The sequence below is a fragment of the Dyella flagellata genome, from assembly GCF_030160275.1.
Classification (GTDB): domain Bacteria; phylum Pseudomonadota; class Gammaproteobacteria; order Xanthomonadales; family Rhodanobacteraceae; genus Dyella_B; species Dyella_B flagellata.
Window position 1 is genome coordinate 1 of sequence record NZ_BSOA01000010.1, and the last position, 14,458, is coordinate 14,458.

14 protein-coding genes are annotated in these 14,458 nt (G+C 60.9%); 5 read left to right on the forward strand and 9 right to left on the reverse strand.

Features of this window, described 5'->3' with window-relative positions:
• The 6 genes from QQJ96_RS06240 to QQJ96_RS06265 form a co-directional block, all read right to left on the reverse strand.
• A partial coding sequence (locus QQJ96_RS06240) for an amino acid adenylation domain-containing protein (protein WP_284331106.1) occupies nucleotides 1-3,569 on the reverse strand: 3,569 nt, incomplete at its 3' end.
• Nucleotides 3,570-3,621: 52 nt separating this feature from the next.
• Nucleotides 3,622-4,992 (reverse strand): MATE family efflux transporter, encoded by a 1,371-nt coding sequence (locus QQJ96_RS06245; protein ID WP_284331107.1) that lies wholly within the window; start codon nucleotides 4,990-4,992, stop codon nucleotides 3,622-3,624.
• Between the two features lie 69 nt (nucleotides 4,993-5,061).
• Nucleotides 5,062-6,144, reverse strand: a complete 1,083-nt coding sequence (locus QQJ96_RS06250; RefSeq protein ID WP_284331108.1) for a TauD/TfdA family dioxygenase — start codon at nucleotides 6,142-6,144, stop codon at nucleotides 5,062-5,064.
• A gap of 177 nt (nucleotides 6,145-6,321) precedes the next feature.
• On the reverse strand, nucleotides 6,322-6,636 hold the full coding sequence (locus QQJ96_RS06255) for an MbtH family protein (RefSeq protein ID WP_284331109.1): 315 nt from the start codon (nucleotides 6,634-6,636) through the stop codon (nucleotides 6,322-6,324).
• Between the two features lie 314 nt (nucleotides 6,637-6,950).
• A complete protein-coding gene (locus QQJ96_RS06260) occupies nucleotides 6,951-7,703 on the reverse strand; it encodes a LytR/AlgR family response regulator transcription factor (RefSeq protein WP_284331110.1) in 753 nt (250 codons plus the stop codon).
• Complete coding sequence (locus QQJ96_RS06265) at nucleotides 7,700-8,899, reverse strand: sensor histidine kinase (protein WP_284331111.1); 1,200 nt, start codon at nucleotides 8,897-8,899, stop codon at nucleotides 7,700-7,702. Before QQJ96_RS06265 ends, QQJ96_RS06260 begins: the two co-directional genes overlap by 4 nt.
• Before the next feature lie 153 nt (nucleotides 8,900-9,052).
• Here QQJ96_RS06265 and QQJ96_RS06270 point away from each other — a divergent pair, with 153 nt between their 5' ends.
• From QQJ96_RS06270 to QQJ96_RS06290, 5 genes are read left to right on the forward strand one after another with little or no spacing between them, the layout of a single operon-like run.
• The gene (locus QQJ96_RS06270; protein WP_284331112.1) at nucleotides 9,053-9,976 is read left to right on the forward strand and encodes a sulfurtransferase; all 924 of its coding nucleotides are present in this window, start codon (nucleotides 9,053-9,055) and stop codon (nucleotides 9,974-9,976) included.
• Between the two features lie 2 nt (nucleotides 9,977-9,978).
• Nucleotides 9,979-10,488: a YeeE/YedE thiosulfate transporter family protein gene (locus QQJ96_RS06275; protein WP_284331113.1), complete on the forward strand. Its 510-nt coding sequence runs from the start codon at nucleotides 9,979-9,981 to the stop codon at nucleotides 10,486-10,488.
• On the forward strand, nucleotides 10,485-11,024 hold the full coding sequence (locus QQJ96_RS06280) for a YeeE/YedE thiosulfate transporter family protein (RefSeq protein WP_284331114.1): 540 nt from the start codon (nucleotides 10,485-10,487) through the stop codon (nucleotides 11,022-11,024). The genes QQJ96_RS06275 and QQJ96_RS06280 overlap by 4 nt, the downstream gene beginning before the upstream one ends.
• The gene (locus QQJ96_RS06285) at nucleotides 11,021-11,605 is read left to right on the forward strand and encodes a rhodanese-like domain-containing protein (protein WP_284331115.1); all 585 of its coding nucleotides are present in this window, start codon (nucleotides 11,021-11,023) and stop codon (nucleotides 11,603-11,605) included. Before QQJ96_RS06280 ends, QQJ96_RS06285 begins: the two co-directional genes overlap by 4 nt.
• Nucleotides 11,599-12,975 (forward strand): aminotransferase class V-fold PLP-dependent enzyme, encoded by a 1,377-nt coding sequence (locus QQJ96_RS06290; RefSeq protein WP_284331116.1) that lies wholly within the window; start codon nucleotides 11,599-11,601, stop codon nucleotides 12,973-12,975. Before QQJ96_RS06285 ends, QQJ96_RS06290 begins: the two co-directional genes overlap by 7 nt.
• A 7-nt stretch (nucleotides 12,976-12,982) precedes the next feature.
• On the opposite strand, the gene QQJ96_RS06295 is transcribed toward QQJ96_RS06290, so the two are convergent.
• The 3 genes from QQJ96_RS06295 to QQJ96_RS06305 all read right to left on the reverse strand — a co-directional run bounded on the left by QQJ96_RS06295 (nucleotide 12,983) and on the right by QQJ96_RS06305 (nucleotide 14,435).
• Nucleotides 12,983-13,249 carry a Txe/YoeB family addiction module toxin gene (locus QQJ96_RS06295; RefSeq protein WP_284331117.1) on the reverse strand — a complete coding sequence of 89 codons (267 nt, stop codon included), beginning with the start codon at nucleotides 13,247-13,249 and terminating at the stop codon, nucleotides 12,983-12,985.
• A gap of 20 nt (nucleotides 13,250-13,269) precedes the next feature.
• A complete protein-coding gene (locus tag QQJ96_RS06300; RefSeq protein WP_284331118.1) occupies nucleotides 13,270-13,521 on the reverse strand; it encodes a type II toxin-antitoxin system Phd/YefM family antitoxin in 252 nt (83 codons plus the stop codon).
• Between the two features lie 164 nt (nucleotides 13,522-13,685).
• Entirely contained in the window at nucleotides 13,686-14,435 is a 750-nt protein-coding gene (locus tag QQJ96_RS06305) for an SDR family oxidoreductase (protein WP_284331119.1), read from the reverse strand.
• Nucleotides 14,436-14,458 lie beyond the last annotated feature (23 nt).

Here is a 14,458-nt window from a genome sequence, read left to right on the forward strand (position 1 = left end):
AGATAGGCCGCGCCGGCCTTGAGCACGGCGAGCAAGGCAATCACCAGCTCGGGCGAGCGTGGTAGGGCGATGGCCACGATCTGTTCGCTGCCGATGCCGCATTGGATCAGGTAATGGGCCAGCTGGTTGGCCCGCACATTGAGCTGGGCATAGTTCAGCTGCGTCTGTTCGCAGACCAGTGCAATCGATTCGGGCGTCAGGGCCGCTTGTTGTTCGAAGCGTTCCGGCAGCGTAGCCGGAGGCACCGGCTTGGCTTGATGCATTGCCTGCACAAGCTGTTCGCGTTGTGCGGGCAATAGGATTGCCAACCGCTTTATCGGCGTGTGCGGCGCGGTTTCCAGCGCATTGGCCAGGCCATTCAGTGCCTGCTCGACGTAGTCACACAGTTGTCCCGGATCGAGCGGGGAGGCCGTTTGCGAAATAAAGCCAAGGGCATGCCCGGCGTCTTCGATGGTCAGCGTGATGGGATAGTTGGTGCGCTCTTCGAAGCGAAGCGGCTCAATGCCGGCCACATGCTGGATCGCTTCATCGGGCATTGCGGTGTTATGCACATAGTTGAGCAGGGCGCTGAACAGCGGTGCGGAAGCGGCGCACCCGCTGCAGCGCTGCGCAAGCGCCAGCGAAGCATGTTCATGCCGAAGCAAATCGGCCAGTCGCATATGGGTCTGCTGTGCACATGCCAGCACATGCGTATCGCCCAGGTCCAGGCGCAGCGGCAGGGTATTGATGAACAGGCCCATGGCACGATCGGCACCTTCGCCGGCATTCATCCGACCGAACAGCACGGTGCCGAACACCACCTGTTCACGGCCGCTGGTCTTGCCTACCACCTGCCCAAAGGCCAGGTGGCACAAGCTTGCCAGGCTGATGCCTAGCCGGCGCGCCTGCACGCGCAGGCGATCGTGCAGCGATGTCGGCAGCATTCGGCGGACTTCGCGCACCTCGGAACCGTCGCGGTGCACATCGCTCAAGCCGAACGGCAGGGTGGGTTCATCGATATCCGCCAACTGGCCGCGGAAGAACCGCTCATGTTCGGACTTGGGCAAGCCCAGCCGCACCTGCGCAATCAAGTTGCGGAAAGGCTGCGCTGCCTCCAGCGTATCCGCTCGCCCTGATAGCACGTCGCGCACTTCCGCCTGCAGCATTTCAACCGTGGAGTGGTCGCCGATTAGGTGATGCATGTGCTGTAACAGCAACCAACGCTCGTTCTGCGGATCGTGCGCAACGACGTAGTGCAGAAGGGGAGCGCAACCAAGATCGATGCGATAATGGCGGGCATCGAAATGCTGCAGCAATTGTTCGAGCACGTCGCCGTTTCGCGGTTCGAGGGTCAGCTCGGTTACCGGCAATTCGACCCGTCGCAAGACCACCTGCGCCGCTTCGTTCAAGTCCTCCCACATGAAAGCGGTGCGCAGGATGTCGTGCCGGCCGACCACCTGTCGCATGGCATCCAGGTAACGGTTCAGCAGCGCGCGATCGGCAAACGCAGTTACGTCCAGCAGCAGATAAGGGTCGCCCTCGCCATCCAGCAGATGGTGAAAGAGAATGCCTTCCTGCAAGGGCGACAAGCCGTAGACGTCTTGGATATTGGCGAGGCCGCCGCGCACGCGCGCAACGATCCGATCGATGTCCGTCTGAGTCAGGTCAATCAGCGGCAGCAGGTCCGGCGTAAGCGCCGTGCAGTCGGGCGTGATTGATGCGGCCGGCACGATCACTTCGTCATGGCTGCCCAGCGTCGCGGCCAGTGCGGCAAGGGTAGGGGCGGTGAACAATGCATGGGTGTCGGTGGCCAGCCCCATGCCGCGTAAGCGTTCCATCAAGCGGATCGCCAGCAGCGAATCGCCGCCGAGTTCGAAGAAACGGTCGTTTCGGCCGATCTGCTCGACACCGAGCAGCTCCTGCCACAATGCCGCCAGGATCGTTTCTAGTTCACCTCGCGGCGGTTCGTCGCTGCGATCGGCAAAATCGGAACGGGCCGGCGCGGGCAGCGCCTTGCGATCGAGCTTGCCGTGAGCGGTGAGCGGCAGGGCATCCAGAGCCACCAATGCCGCCGGCACCATGTAGTCGGGCAACTGTTCGGACAACGCGCGGCGTAAGTTGGCGGGGTCCGGCACTTGATGGTGCGAGGTCGCAACATAAGCGATAAGTTGCTTGTGTCCTGGCGGGTCTTCGCGTATCACCACCACCGCCTGCGCCACGCCAGGCTGGTGGAGTAGCGCGTTTTCGATTTCGCCCAGCTCGATGCGAAAGCCGCGCAGCTTGACCTGGTGGTCGGCACGGCCAAGGAAGTCGAGATGGCCTTCCGGCAGCCAGCGCACCAAGTCCCCGGTGCGGTACATGCGGCTGCCAGGCAGGCCGAACGGATTGGCGACGAAGCGTTCGGCACTAAGCATGGGGCGATGGAGATAACCACGCGCCAGGCCGGAGCCTGCGATATACAGCTCACCTTCCATGCCGGTCGGCACTGGCTGCAACGCGGCATCCAGCACGTAGACCTGCGTGTTGTCCAAAGGTGCGCCGATCGGCACACTAGACCCCACGCGATACGGCTGCTGCATGGCGTGGTTGGTTGCGAAAGTGGTTGTTTCCGTTGGGCCGTAGCCGTTGACGACGCGCAATTGAGGGAAGCGGTCGAGCAAGGTTTGCACCGCTGTCGGAGCAAGCACGTCGCCCCCGGCGACGATCTGCTGAAGGCCGGCAAAGCAATCGAGGGCCTCTTCCACCATGATGTGAAACAGGCCCGCGGTAAACCACAGCGAGGTAATCTGCTGCTGGGTGATGACCTGTTTCAGTACACGCAGATCGGTTTCGCCCGGTGGCGCGACGATCACCTGATGGCCGGCCAGCAATGGCACCCATATTTCAAAGGTGGACGCATCAAACGCTTGTGCCGAATGCATCAAGACGCGCTGTCGCGACGAACCTTGCCAGCGCCGATCCGTCGCCAGTTCCAGTACGTTGCGATGCGTGATGCCAATACCCTTCGGCGTGCCGGTGGAGCCGGAGGTGTACATCACATAGGCCAGCTGGTTGGCATGCACCGGCACGATGGGGGGTGTTCGCGGACGCATCGCAATGTGCGCGGCATCGTCATCGAGGCAGACCAGCTGCGCCTCGTGTGGCGGTAGGCGTTCGACCAGCGCCGATTGGGCCACGACCACACGAGCCCGGGTATCGGCCAGCATGAAGGCCAGTCGTTCGCGGGGGTAGCGAGGATCCAGCGGCACATAGGCGCCGCCAGCCTTGAGAATGCCCAGCGCGCCGATTAGCACGTCCAGCGAGCGTTCCACGCATAAGGCGACCATGCTTTCCGGACCGACGCCGCAGGCTTGCAACTGATGGGCAAGTTGATTGGCGTGGAGGTCGAGCTGGCGATAGGTCAGCGATTGCTCGCCTGCGACGGCGGCCACTACATCAGGTGTGCGCGCAGCTTGCAGCTCAAAATGCTGCTGCAGCGTACCCTGGGCGATCGTGCGTTCGGTGGCGTTCCAATCGACGAGAACGCGCAGGCGTTCCACCGCATCCAGGGGCGCGCTGTGCCTGTCCGGAGTTGTCGTTCCGTTATTCATCGATATGGCTTCCTCAGGGAGCAAATTTGCACCGAGGCCTGACGGCCACGCATCAGACAGGGCACTCCAAGGGCTGCTGGCTGATGCCGAAATCCAGTTTCTTTCGGAACTCCGCGCGAAGGAAAAGCAGCCCGATCGCCATCTCGGCGACGGAGCAGATCACCATCAAGTCCCACATCCAAGCAGGAGTGAAGCCGGGGCGGAAAGAAAGCATCCACGCAGGAACGATCAACATCAGCGAGGTAATCACCTCAGTGATGAGGCTCGCCTTGGTGTTGCCCATGCCGGTTAGCGTACCGAAGCAAGAGAAGATCGCCACCATGGGAAAGAGGTTGAACGAGGTAATGCGCAAATAGCTTGTCGCACCATCGATCACGGCAGGATCGCTGGAAAATGCAGCGCATATTGGCCTGGCGAACAACTGCGCCAACACGAACATCAGTGGCGTCACCACGAAGCCGATGACTGCCGAGGTTCGAAAGCTCTCTCTTACGCGGGTACCCAGCTTGGCGCCAAAACTTTGTCCGACCACGACGCTGGTTGCGCTGCTCAGTGCGATCAGCGGCATCAGCGAGGATTGCAGCAAACGTTGCCCGATGCCCAGTGCTGCCTGCTCGGCCGGACCGAACGGACGCAGCAGCTGAATGACCACCAGCATGTAGCAGCCGATCACCGCGTTTTGCAAACCGACCGGCAGCCCGATCTTGAATGCTTTCCACAAGATCAGTGGGCGCGAAATCCAGCAGCGCAGATCGAAGCGCATGTAAGCTTTGGCGCCGATGAAATGGGTCGCCAACACCAGCATGGCGGCCAGCGAGGAAACAAAGCTCGCCAGGCCCGCGCCCACGACGCCCAACCGCGGGAAGCCAAGCCAGCCAAAAATGAGCAGGGGCGAGATCACAATGTTGGCAAGCACCGATACCAGCTGGGCTACCATGCTCGGCCGCATGCGGCCCGACCCGCCCAGCGCGGAACCCATCACCGCGGACGGGATCTGGATGGCGATGGACGGTATGTACCAGTACAACAAATCGGCAATTAACGTAGCTGTCTTCAGATCCGGCGTCAGCAACTCGCCAAACTGCCGCCTGCAAAGCCATGCGCAAAAACCGACCACGCTGAGCAGGATCAGCGCTGCGCCGAATACCTCGTTGAACACACGAACCGCCTGATCTTTTTCCTGGCCACCCACCGCATGCGAAATCAGCACTCTGGCGCCGACCGTCATGACCGGTGCGAGGGTCATCACAATGGTGATGGGGCTAGCGGCAAGGGCTACCGCCGCTTGTGCGTCGGCACCCAATTTTCCCAGCCAAAAAAAATTGATCAGCGTGTACAGCGTGCCCGCCAGCATGTTGACCATCAACGAAGCCGACAGCTGCAGCAAGTGCCTAACCACCGACCCTTTGGTCAAATCCCTCATGGACTACTCCGATATCCCTAGCGACCGAATTGCTAGCCCGGGCCTGTACGACCACCCGTGAACGTCTTCTCAGCTGGCAAGCTCGGTGCCAGCTTCCAATGCATCCCGGGACATCATCTGGCCCATGGCGACGACGATCTTGCGCGGGCCCGTATAAGGATCGCGCGCGTGCGCGGCTAGCATGTTGTCGAGCATGACGACGTCGCCCCTTTGCCAGGGGAAACGTACCGCACATGTCTCATACAGCTCGCTGATCAAGCCCATGACTTCGTCTTCGATAGGCATTCCGTCCCCATACAACACATTGCGCGGAAGCCGGTCGGCGCCAAAAATGTTGATGAGATCGTCATGCATGGCTGTACCGAGGCTGGACGGATGATGCAGCTGCACCTGGTTGAAAAAGACCCGCTCACCCGTCACTGGGTGACGAACGATCGCGTGACAGAACGTGCGCGTCTGCAGCGTGCCGTCTTCAAACCACGTGAAGTCAGTGCCTGCTGCGCGGCACCTGGCCTCGACTTCGGCGCGATCCTCTGTCTTGAAAAATTCGCGCCAGTCGACGTCGAAGCCTTCGTTGAACGTGCGGATATACTGCAATCCCGTCCGATCGAACTTCTCGGCAAGCTCCTTCGGCATGCGGCGCACCATTTCCCGTGTATCCACCAGGGGGGTTGCGCCACCGGTCTGCGATGGAAGCTCACAAAAAAACCATTGCTTGCGCGGCCAGGATGCGAGATGCGAGCTTTCGTTATGGAACAGGATCATTTTCTGTTCCGGGTATGGCGTCGAGCGGTAAATGTTCTTGCCTTCTTCCTTTTTGGGAAGGTCGCCGTACTGGCCGTAAAGGCCGGGCGACATGGCCTCCGCGAAAGCCTCGAAATCGCTCGGCGTCGCCAGCGGGAATCCCCGGAACAGAATGGCTCCATGACGCTGCAATACAGCCTCTATGGCGTCCTTTCTTCGAGTCGCCCAATCGGCTGCGTTCGATATCGATTGATTTGCCTCGATAACGAGTGGAAGCGTTTTCTGCGGATTGAAAAACCAGAGCCGTACAGCTTCCTCAGGTGAATCGCACGCTTGCTGCGTAAACGATATCGACGCGACGGGGGTTGATTCCGAGGCGTCGTTGCGTGAACTGGGAAAATCAACCATGGAACATCCCCGATGCGTTCATGTTGGAGAAAGCGCCAAAATTTATTATGTGCGCGCACAAGTGACGATGCGTGCGAAATAGGCGCACGCATATTCAATGCGCGCCATAAGGCGGCGCGCAAAATTTGGGCGGCAATGAAGCGGCTGGATTATTTCAAGTTGCGCAAGGCGACTTAATCAGCCTGAGTGGCTGGCCGACTCCATCTCACGAATAAGGCTTGTCGGACGCATGTCCAACCAATTGTTTTCGATATATTCGGAACAGGCTTCCTTGCGGTCAGGTCCAAATTTGACTGACCATCCTTCCGGTACCTGGCAGAAATTAGGCCATAACGAGTACTGGCCTTCGTCGTTAATTAGTACGATAAAAATGCCGTCTTTATCTTCAAATGGATTCGTCATATTTCTTCCTTCGACATGAACGAAATGTTTCTTGTCACGGATGCGAAACACAAACGTGCTGCGGGGGAGAAAAACACCTCGCAACGTCATGCGGCCACTCTGAAAAAGATGACTTGCCCCTGCAGCGATGAATGGCGGAGTGAACACTCTCGTTACGTCATCGCGATCCTCACGAAGCTACCCACAGCATAGTGAAAGTGGCGTGAAACATTTTCACTCTTGCATTTGTATGCGCCGGCTTCGCTGATACTGTGACGCAGTAGCCGACTGCGCAGTGAAGCGTCTCAACCGAACCAGCAGGGATCGGGTCGCGGCCCTGTAGGAGTTGATCGTGCTTCATGGCCTGCCGAAATGCAGCCTTCTGCAGAACGAGGTGGTCCTAGCGTCCTTATGGGGGCCTGACATCACATGGCGCGGAAGCGATGGCGGAACGCGTCGCTCACGCGCAACGGTTCTGCAATGCCATGCAGCCAGACCAGTAGGCGGCCATCCCCATCCGGCTTGGCCTGCCGGATCGCCGAGACGCGAATGATGGCGTTGCGGTGAATCCTCCAGAACACTTCAGGATCGAGCTTGGGTATCAGATCCTTCAGCGGCGTCCGGATGTAGGCCGAATCGGTGGCAGTGGCTACGCGGGTGTACTTTTCCTCGGACTGGAAAAGAATGACATCCCCGATATGGATCATCCGGAGGGTATCGCCGACGCTGGCGGTAATCCAGGTGATCGTCTCCACCGGCTTCAGTCGGCCGGCGAGGCTGTCGATCAGTGCCGTCAGATCGACTTGCGTTGCGGGCTGACGGCTACGCAGGCGTGCCACCGTTTCGGTAAGGCGATCGGTGCGGATCGGTTTTAGCAGGTAATCGATGGCGCCAGCCTCGAAGGCCTTCAGCGCGAATTCGTCATGCGCGGTGATGAAGACGACCTGGGCTGGACTCGGGGCCTGCCGCGCTACTTCGAGGCCGCCAAGCCCCGGCATGCGGATGTCGAGGAAGGCAACATCCGGCTTTTTCGATATCCACGCATCGAGCGCACTGACGCCATCCTCGCATTCGGCGACGACGATCAGTTCCGGCCACAATGTTGCCAGTAAGCCGCTCAGCTCAGTTCGCTGCGGTTCTTCGTCTTCGGCGATAAGGGCCGTGATGGGTGCGGTCATGGGAACGTGAGCGGAATGTGGATGCGCGCACTCACCCCGCCTCCGGCACGTGATGCGATGTCCAGGCGCGCGAATGTTCCGAAACGATCGTGGAGCTGGGCGCGAATATTCGCCAGGCCCAAACCGGGCGTGGTGCCGGGCTGCAAGCCCCGGCCATCATCCTCGACGCTCACGCTCAGGAAACCGTCCGCGGCGCCGGCGACGATCTCGATCGTGCCGGGGCCAGGTTTCGGCTCGATGCCGTGGGTCATCGCGTTCTCCACCAGCGTCAGCAGGATCAATGGGGGAAAAGGCATCGCCCGAACCTCGTCGCTTGCATCGACGTGAACCTCGACGCGGCCAGCCGTACGGACTTTCATGATCTCAAGATAGCCCAGACAGAGATCGATCTGGCGACCGAGCGTGGCTTCTTCGATGCCTGTTGTGCGGATGCGTGGCAACGCGATGCGCAGATACGCCGCAAGCGCGTCGATGGTTTTCGCCGCTCGCTCCGGTTCGCTGGCGATCAGTGACCGCACCGATGCCAGCGTATTGAACAGGAAATGTGGTTCGACCTGCGCCTGCAGTAGGGCCAGTCGCATGTCGGCCGCATTCCGTTCCGCGCGCAGGCTTTCTATTTGGCGACTGGCTGCGTACTGGGCAATGCGTCGCTGTTCGCCAAGATAGTAGATGGCTGCGAAGCCGCCGCCCGCGACGATCAGTACAAAGATGGATGCGTCGATGGTGGTGGCGAGAAAGTTTGAGACGGCATGGCCGAGCAGGTTGGGCCCCATCGGGCGCCCGGCATAGGCTTGCATAAGATGGGCGTGATAGGCGCCCGCCCAGTTCAGGACGATGACTCCGATCCAGAGCCCAAACAGGATCGCCAGCAGCACCAGCGCGCGCTCCACGACGAGCGGCAGACGCCAATGCCGAATCAATGTGGCGAGCAAAGGGCCGGCCGAGACCGTGATCAGTGACGCGGCGCAAGCCCGCAGCGCCAGGCCAGTCCAGTCACTCCATGCATCCATGCCCGACGCATGCCAGGTGGCATACGCGCAACCGGCCAGGACCGCCAGCGGCCACAACACGATTCCCCGGCGCAGCAACCAGGGCCAGGTGAAGGTGCGGAAGTTCTGGTAGAGCGTCCAGCCCCCCAGATCCGACAACACGCTTCGCGGCAGTCGGGCATGTAAGTCGTCGTTGGGAAAGTCCATGAGTGACACGTTAGCAAAGCACACGTCATGGCGCACACGAACCATCCGCGCCTGGACCGTTTCATCGCACCGGCGAACGGTTTCGTCGCATGCCGATCCCGCTGCGCCTCTGCGTGGCCTATATCTGTTGCACACACAAAATCGGGGAACACCATGCAGATCAAGATGCTGGCGAAGGCTGCCGTTACTTTTGCGATCCTGGTCGGATCGGCGGCCCTGCCGTACGGTGCGCATGCACAAACCGCTGCGTCAGCCGCCGTGCAAGCCGAGCCTTGGGTATCCACAGCGTGGCTGAACAGCCATCTGCACGACCCGAACCTCGTGCTGCTGCAGATTGGCGAAGAGTCGGACTACAAATCCGCACACATTCCCGGTGCGCGCTTCGTCCGCCTTGAAGACGTCGCCGCCACCTCGGGTAAGCTTTCGCTGGAAATGCCAACGGCGCAGGAGTTGCGCCAGCGACTGCAAGGCCTCGGCATCTCCAACGATTCCCGCGTCGTGATCTACTTCGGCAACGACGAGGTCTCCGAGTCGACGCGGATCTTATTCACGCTGCAATCGGCCGGGCTGGGCGCCCATGCCGATCTGCTTGACGGCGGCATGCCGAAGTGGCGCCGCGAGGGTCGCCCCCTCACCGACCGGGCCACCGCAGCCACGTTGCCGGGAACACTGACGCCCTTCAAGCTTCAGCCAACCATCGTCGATGCCGCGTTCGTACGCGCGCACGCCCGACAGCCGGGGTACGTACTCATCGACGCGCGTGCCGCGATGTACTACGACGGCCTCAAAGAGTGCGGTGCGGAGGGCCACCTCCGCCGCGGCCATATTCCCGGTGCACACAACCTGCCGTTCACCGACATCACCAACGACGATCTGACCCTGAAGAAGCCGGCCGAACTGCTGGCCTTGTTCCGCAAGGCCGGGGTCAAGCCGGGCGATCGGGTGATTGCCTATTGCCATATCGGCCAGCAAGCCACAGCGGTGCTGCTCGCGGCGCGTGCCTTAGGGATCGATGCCGTGCTGTACGACGGTTCGTTCGAAGACTGGACGCTGCGCGATCTGCCGGTCGAGCGCTGACCATGCGCCCCCTCCGTCCTTATGCCGAACCCCATATCACCGGCGTGTGCCTGGGCCTGGTGCTGCTCGCCTGCTTCGCGCTGAGCGGGCAGGGGCTGGGAGCATCCGGCGCATTCGCGAGCGTTGCGAGTGGTGTCGTCGGCGCCGTCTCGCCGGAAACGGCTGGGCATAGCGCCTACTTCCAGAGCTACCTTCAGGACGGTTCGCCGTGGACTGCCTGGATCGTGGTCGAAATCATCGGCGTGCTGATCGGCGCCGCCGCATCGGCGGCTCTGGCAGGACGAACACGACTGACTTACGTGGGCGCAGTCCGTCCGTCCGGTGGCAAGCTGTGCGCTGGCGTCGCAGGCGGCATATTGATGGGCATTGGGGCGGCGCTGGCGCGAGGCTGCACCAGCGGCCTCGCCTTGAGCGGCGGGGCGATGCTGAGTGTCGCTGCCTGGATCTTCATGCTGGCACTGTTCTTCGCCGGCTTCCTTGCCGCTCCGCTCGTGCGCAGGCTCTGGCCATGAACGATCTGCTGATCGCAGGCGGCATCGGCGTGGCTTTCGGTTGGGCACTCGAATGCGCCGGCTTGGGCCATCCGCCGAAGCTTGCCGGCCAGTTCTATCTGCGGGATTTCACCGTGCTCAAGGTGATGCTGAGCGCGATGCTGACCGCGATGCTCGGTGTCTTTTGGGGCGGGCGACTGGGCCTGCTCGATCGCGGTGCGTTGTATGTGCCCGAAACGTATCTGCTACCGCAACTCGTCGGCGGTCTGGTCTTCGGACTCGGCTTTGTGCTTAGTGGCCTGTGTCCGGGCACATCCTGCGTCGCGCTGGCCAGCGGCCGCATCGAAGGTGCCGCGACGATGCTCGGGCTGTTTGCTGGCGTGCTGCTGGTCGGTTTGGCCTTCCCCGCAATCGAAGCCTTTTACCGTTCGACGCCACACGGCCCATTGACACTTCAACGCCTAACGGGGCTGCCTTACGGAGTCGTCGTCGCACTGGTCACGGTGCTCGCCGTTTCGATGTTGGCATGGATCGCGAAGTGGGAGGCAAGACGATGAAGTTCGTACGACAGCTGGGCATAAGTGCGCTTGCATTGGGCTTGGGGGCACCTTTCGCAGGTAGCCTCCAGCGCACGCAGCAGCGAGGGCTGGACCTGGATTCCATCGCTCGGGCGATCAACGAAGGCTCCGATCATGTCAGCGCGCGCCAGCTCGCACGGTGGATACGCGATCGCCGATCTGGACTGCGCGTCATCGACGTGCGCTCGCCTGCCGAGTTCCACGACTACGCCATCCCGACGGCGGAGAACGTGCCAATCGACCAGTTGGCGAAGGCGCACTTTGCGCCCGATCAGACCATCGTTCTTTACTCGCAGGAAGGAGCGCATGCCGGGCAGGCCTGGGTGATACTGCGCTCGCTCGGCGTGACCCAGGCGGTGTTCGTGCCCGGTGGGCTTGCCGACTGGCGTGAAGAGGTACTGAATCCGCGGCTGCCGGCGAACGCCTCGCCCGCGGAGCGTGCACAGATCGAGGATTTGAGCCATTACTTCGGCGGCACTCCCCGGATTGGGGGAGAGCAGGGCGGCGATGTTGCGAGTGCGGCGCAGATCGGGCGCGGTTCGCGGAGGCGCGGATGCTGACTCGTGCCGTTGAGCCCATCGATGCGGCCGATGCATTCGACTTCGCCGCTCTTCGCATCAGCGAATTCGCGCGTCTGGATACCGCCGGCATCGCCTATCTCGATTACGCGGCGAGCGCGCTGTACGGTGCCTCCCAGGCACGAGCGCATGCTGACCGGCTGGCACACGGGATTTTCGGCAATCCCCATTCGGAGCATCTGGCTTCCCGCAACAGTGCTGCCGCGCAGGCGTCCGCCCGCGTCGCGACGCTCGCCTTCTTCGATGCTGATCCGGACATCTACGATGTCTGCTTCACTGCCAACGCGACGGCAGCCATCAAGCTGGTCGCCGAGAGCTATCGATTTTCGTCACGCCGCGGGCTCATTCTCTCGGCCGACAACCACAATTCCGTCAACGGCATGCGGGAGTTTGCCAAGCGCGCACAGGCACCCATCAGCGTGTTGCCGCTAGATGCGGAACTCCGGCTCGATCGCGCATGTGAGAGCCTGCGGGCGAGCGTCGATCGACAGGGCGGGGGCTTGTTCGCATTCCCGCAGCAGTCCAACTTTTCCGGCGTGCTGCACGACCTGTCACTTATCGAAAAGGCCCAGGCACTTGGATGCGATGTCCTGGTCGATGCGGCAGCGGCCGGCCCATCCGGCGCGCTCAGCCTGAGGAAGCATTGCGCAGACTTCGTCGTGTGTTCGTTCTACAAGCTATTCGGCCTGCCGACCGGTGTTGGAGCATTGATCGCGAAAAAGTCGGCTTTGGATCACCTTCACCGGCCGTGGTTTTCCGGCGGAACTGTGGAGTTTGTGTCCGTCGCGCACGGGCGACATGCGCTTAAGCCGGGCCACGAGGGATTCGAGGACGGAACCCCCAACTTTCTCGACCTTGCCGCCATCGAATCCGGATTTGCCTTTCTCGCCCGCATACCGCGCGTGCACCTGCGTGCCCATATTCAGTCCCATGTGCAGCGTTTTCTGGGACTGACAGCGACACTGCGACACCGTAATGGGTCACCGCTGGTGCGTCTGTATGGCCCTGCGGGTATGGAGCAGCGGGGCGGTATTGTTGCCTTCAACGTGCTGCAGAACGACGGACGCGTCTTGCCCTACGAGCATGTCGAGCAGCTAGCGCGCGAGCATGGCGTCGCCATTCGGGGTGGCTGCTTCTGCAATCCCGGGGCGGCCGAACAGGCCTTCGGATTCGACGCCCTAGGAGTGGAGCGCTGCTTGGACAAACTCGAAGCTAGCTTCAGTATCGAGGCGTTCCGTAGCTGCATGGGACGTGCCGCCACCGTGGGTGCACTGCGTTTGTCCGTCGGCGCACCCACGACGCCCAAGGACATCGAGCGTGCCGTGGCATTGATCGCTGCTTGCGGCGAATAGGTTCGGCTTAGTGATCACCGTAGTGAAACTTGCAGGCGATGATGGAGATGCACTCATCATCAAAGGCGTAGACCAGGCGATCTTTCTTGTTGATGGACCGAGACCAAAAGCCGGCCAGGTCACCGCTCAGTTCGTGGGGATCACCCAATCCGCTATTCGGATTCCTTTGCGCATCCTTGATGAGGGAATTGATTTTCTTGAGAGTCTTCTTATCTTCGGCCCAATCCTGGTAGTCCTTCCAGGCTTCGTCCGTGAACTTGATGCTTCGTGACATTAAGTGGCCTCCTCTTCCTCCTAGTCGATCAGCTCTCGTTTCTTGGCTTTGTCCGCTTTGAACTGAGCAATGGACTTGGCGAGGTGATCACGGTTTGCTTTGCTGCTGAGCAGGTGAATGGTGTCTGCCATGGAGTTGTAGTCCGCAAGGGACATGACTACTGCATCCTCGTGGTCGCGGCGATGGATGATCGTGATGGAGCAGTCGCTCGCTACGGTATCCAACACCTCTTTGAGGTTATTACGGGCGTCTGAAAAGCTGACGACTCGCATTAGGTTCTCCTGTCTGCCTTATCTTTTCTTGACTTGTACAATATATTGAACAACTGAAGTCTAAGCCATGTTCCAAGGGACTACAAGTGCGTAGGCTGGGATGCCGATCCCAGCTTTCCACACGGCATCCCGATGCTGGAATTGTCATCCCAGCCTACGCGCTGTCATACCTGAGCCCAGCCGCCGTCGACGCTTAACTCGATCCCTGTCACATAAGACGAGTCGGAGCAGGCCAGAAACAGCGCGGCATTGGCAATCTCATCGGCCGAGCCGCTGCGGTGCATCGGAATTTGCGGATGGACTTGAGCCTTGGTCTGTTCGATCATCTCCTCGCTCATGCCTGCTTTGCGGGCCTGATCCGTATCGATGTAACCAGGCGCAAGAGCATTTACGCGAATACTCCTATCGGACAGCTCCACCGAGAGCGAACGTGCGAGAGAGCGCAGAGCCGCCTTCGCTGCCGCATAGACGGTTACGTACGGGCGTCCTTGCGTGCCCAAGGTTGAGGTAGTGAAAATCACCGAGCTGCCGGCGCCCATAAGGGGCAGAAGCTTCTGCACGGTGAAGTAGGCGCCCTTGAAGTTGGTGCCGATCATGAAATCGAAATCATCTTCTTTCGTCTCCTCGAACAAGGCTGGCCTTCCACCACCGGCATTGGCGAAAAGGATGTCGACGCGACCGTGCTTTGCATCGACATAGGCTCGGAGTGCTTCGATATCCGCGAGCTGCGCATTGTCGCAGCGAACAACATCCACGCCATGGCCGATGCCCCGCTTGGCTACGTCGAGCGCCTGCTGGTCGCGCCCGGTGATGACCACCGTCGCACCTTCGCGCACGAATAGTTTGGCGGCCGCCAGGCCTATTCCCGCGCTACCACCCGTGATGACGGCGACCTTTCCATCCAACTTGCCCATCTTTGTCTCCTGATTCCTAAGTT

Coding starts and splice junctions, on each gene's coding strand:
- QQJ96_RS06285 (WP_284331115.1), top strand. CDS start 11,021: ATGAAGTTCGTACGACAGCTGGGCATAAGTGCGCTTGCATTGGGCTTG.
- QQJ96_RS06290 (WP_284331116.1), top strand. CDS start 11,599: ATGCTGACTCGTGCCGTTGAGCCCATCGATGCGGCCGATGCATTCGAC.
- QQJ96_RS06245 (WP_284331107.1), bottom strand. CDS start 4,992: ATGAGGGATTTGACCAAAGGGTCGGTGGTTAGGCACTTGCTGCAGCTG.
- QQJ96_RS06280 (WP_284331114.1), top strand. CDS start 10,485: ATGAACGATCTGCTGATCGCAGGCGGCATCGGCGTGGCTTTCGGTTGG.
- QQJ96_RS06255 (WP_284331109.1), bottom strand. CDS start 6,636: ATGACGTTGCGAGGTGTTTTTCTCCCCCGCAGCACGTTTGTGTTTCGC.
- QQJ96_RS06295 (WP_284331117.1), bottom strand. CDS start 13,249: ATGTCACGAAGCATCAAGTTCACGGACGAAGCCTGGAAGGACTACCAG.
- QQJ96_RS06265 (WP_284331111.1), bottom strand. CDS start 8,899: ATGGACTTTCCCAACGACGACTTACATGCCCGACTGCCGCGAAGCGTG.
- QQJ96_RS06300 (WP_284331118.1), bottom strand. CDS start 13,521: ATGCGAGTCGTCAGCTTTTCAGACGCCCGTAATAACCTCAAAGAGGTG.
- QQJ96_RS06305 (WP_284331119.1), bottom strand. CDS start 14,435: ATGGGCAAGTTGGATGGAAAGGTCGCCGTCATCACGGGTGGTAGCGCG.
- QQJ96_RS06270 (WP_284331112.1), top strand. CDS start 9,053: ATGCAGATCAAGATGCTGGCGAAGGCTGCCGTTACTTTTGCGATCCTG.
- QQJ96_RS06275 (WP_284331113.1), top strand. CDS start 9,979: ATGCGCCCCCTCCGTCCTTATGCCGAACCCCATATCACCGGCGTGTGC.
- QQJ96_RS06250 (WP_284331108.1), bottom strand. CDS start 6,144: ATGGTTGATTTTCCCAGTTCACGCAACGACGCCTCGGAATCAACCCCC.
- QQJ96_RS06260 (WP_284331110.1), bottom strand. CDS start 7,703: ATGACCGCACCCATCACGGCCCTTATCGCCGAAGACGAAGAACCGCAG.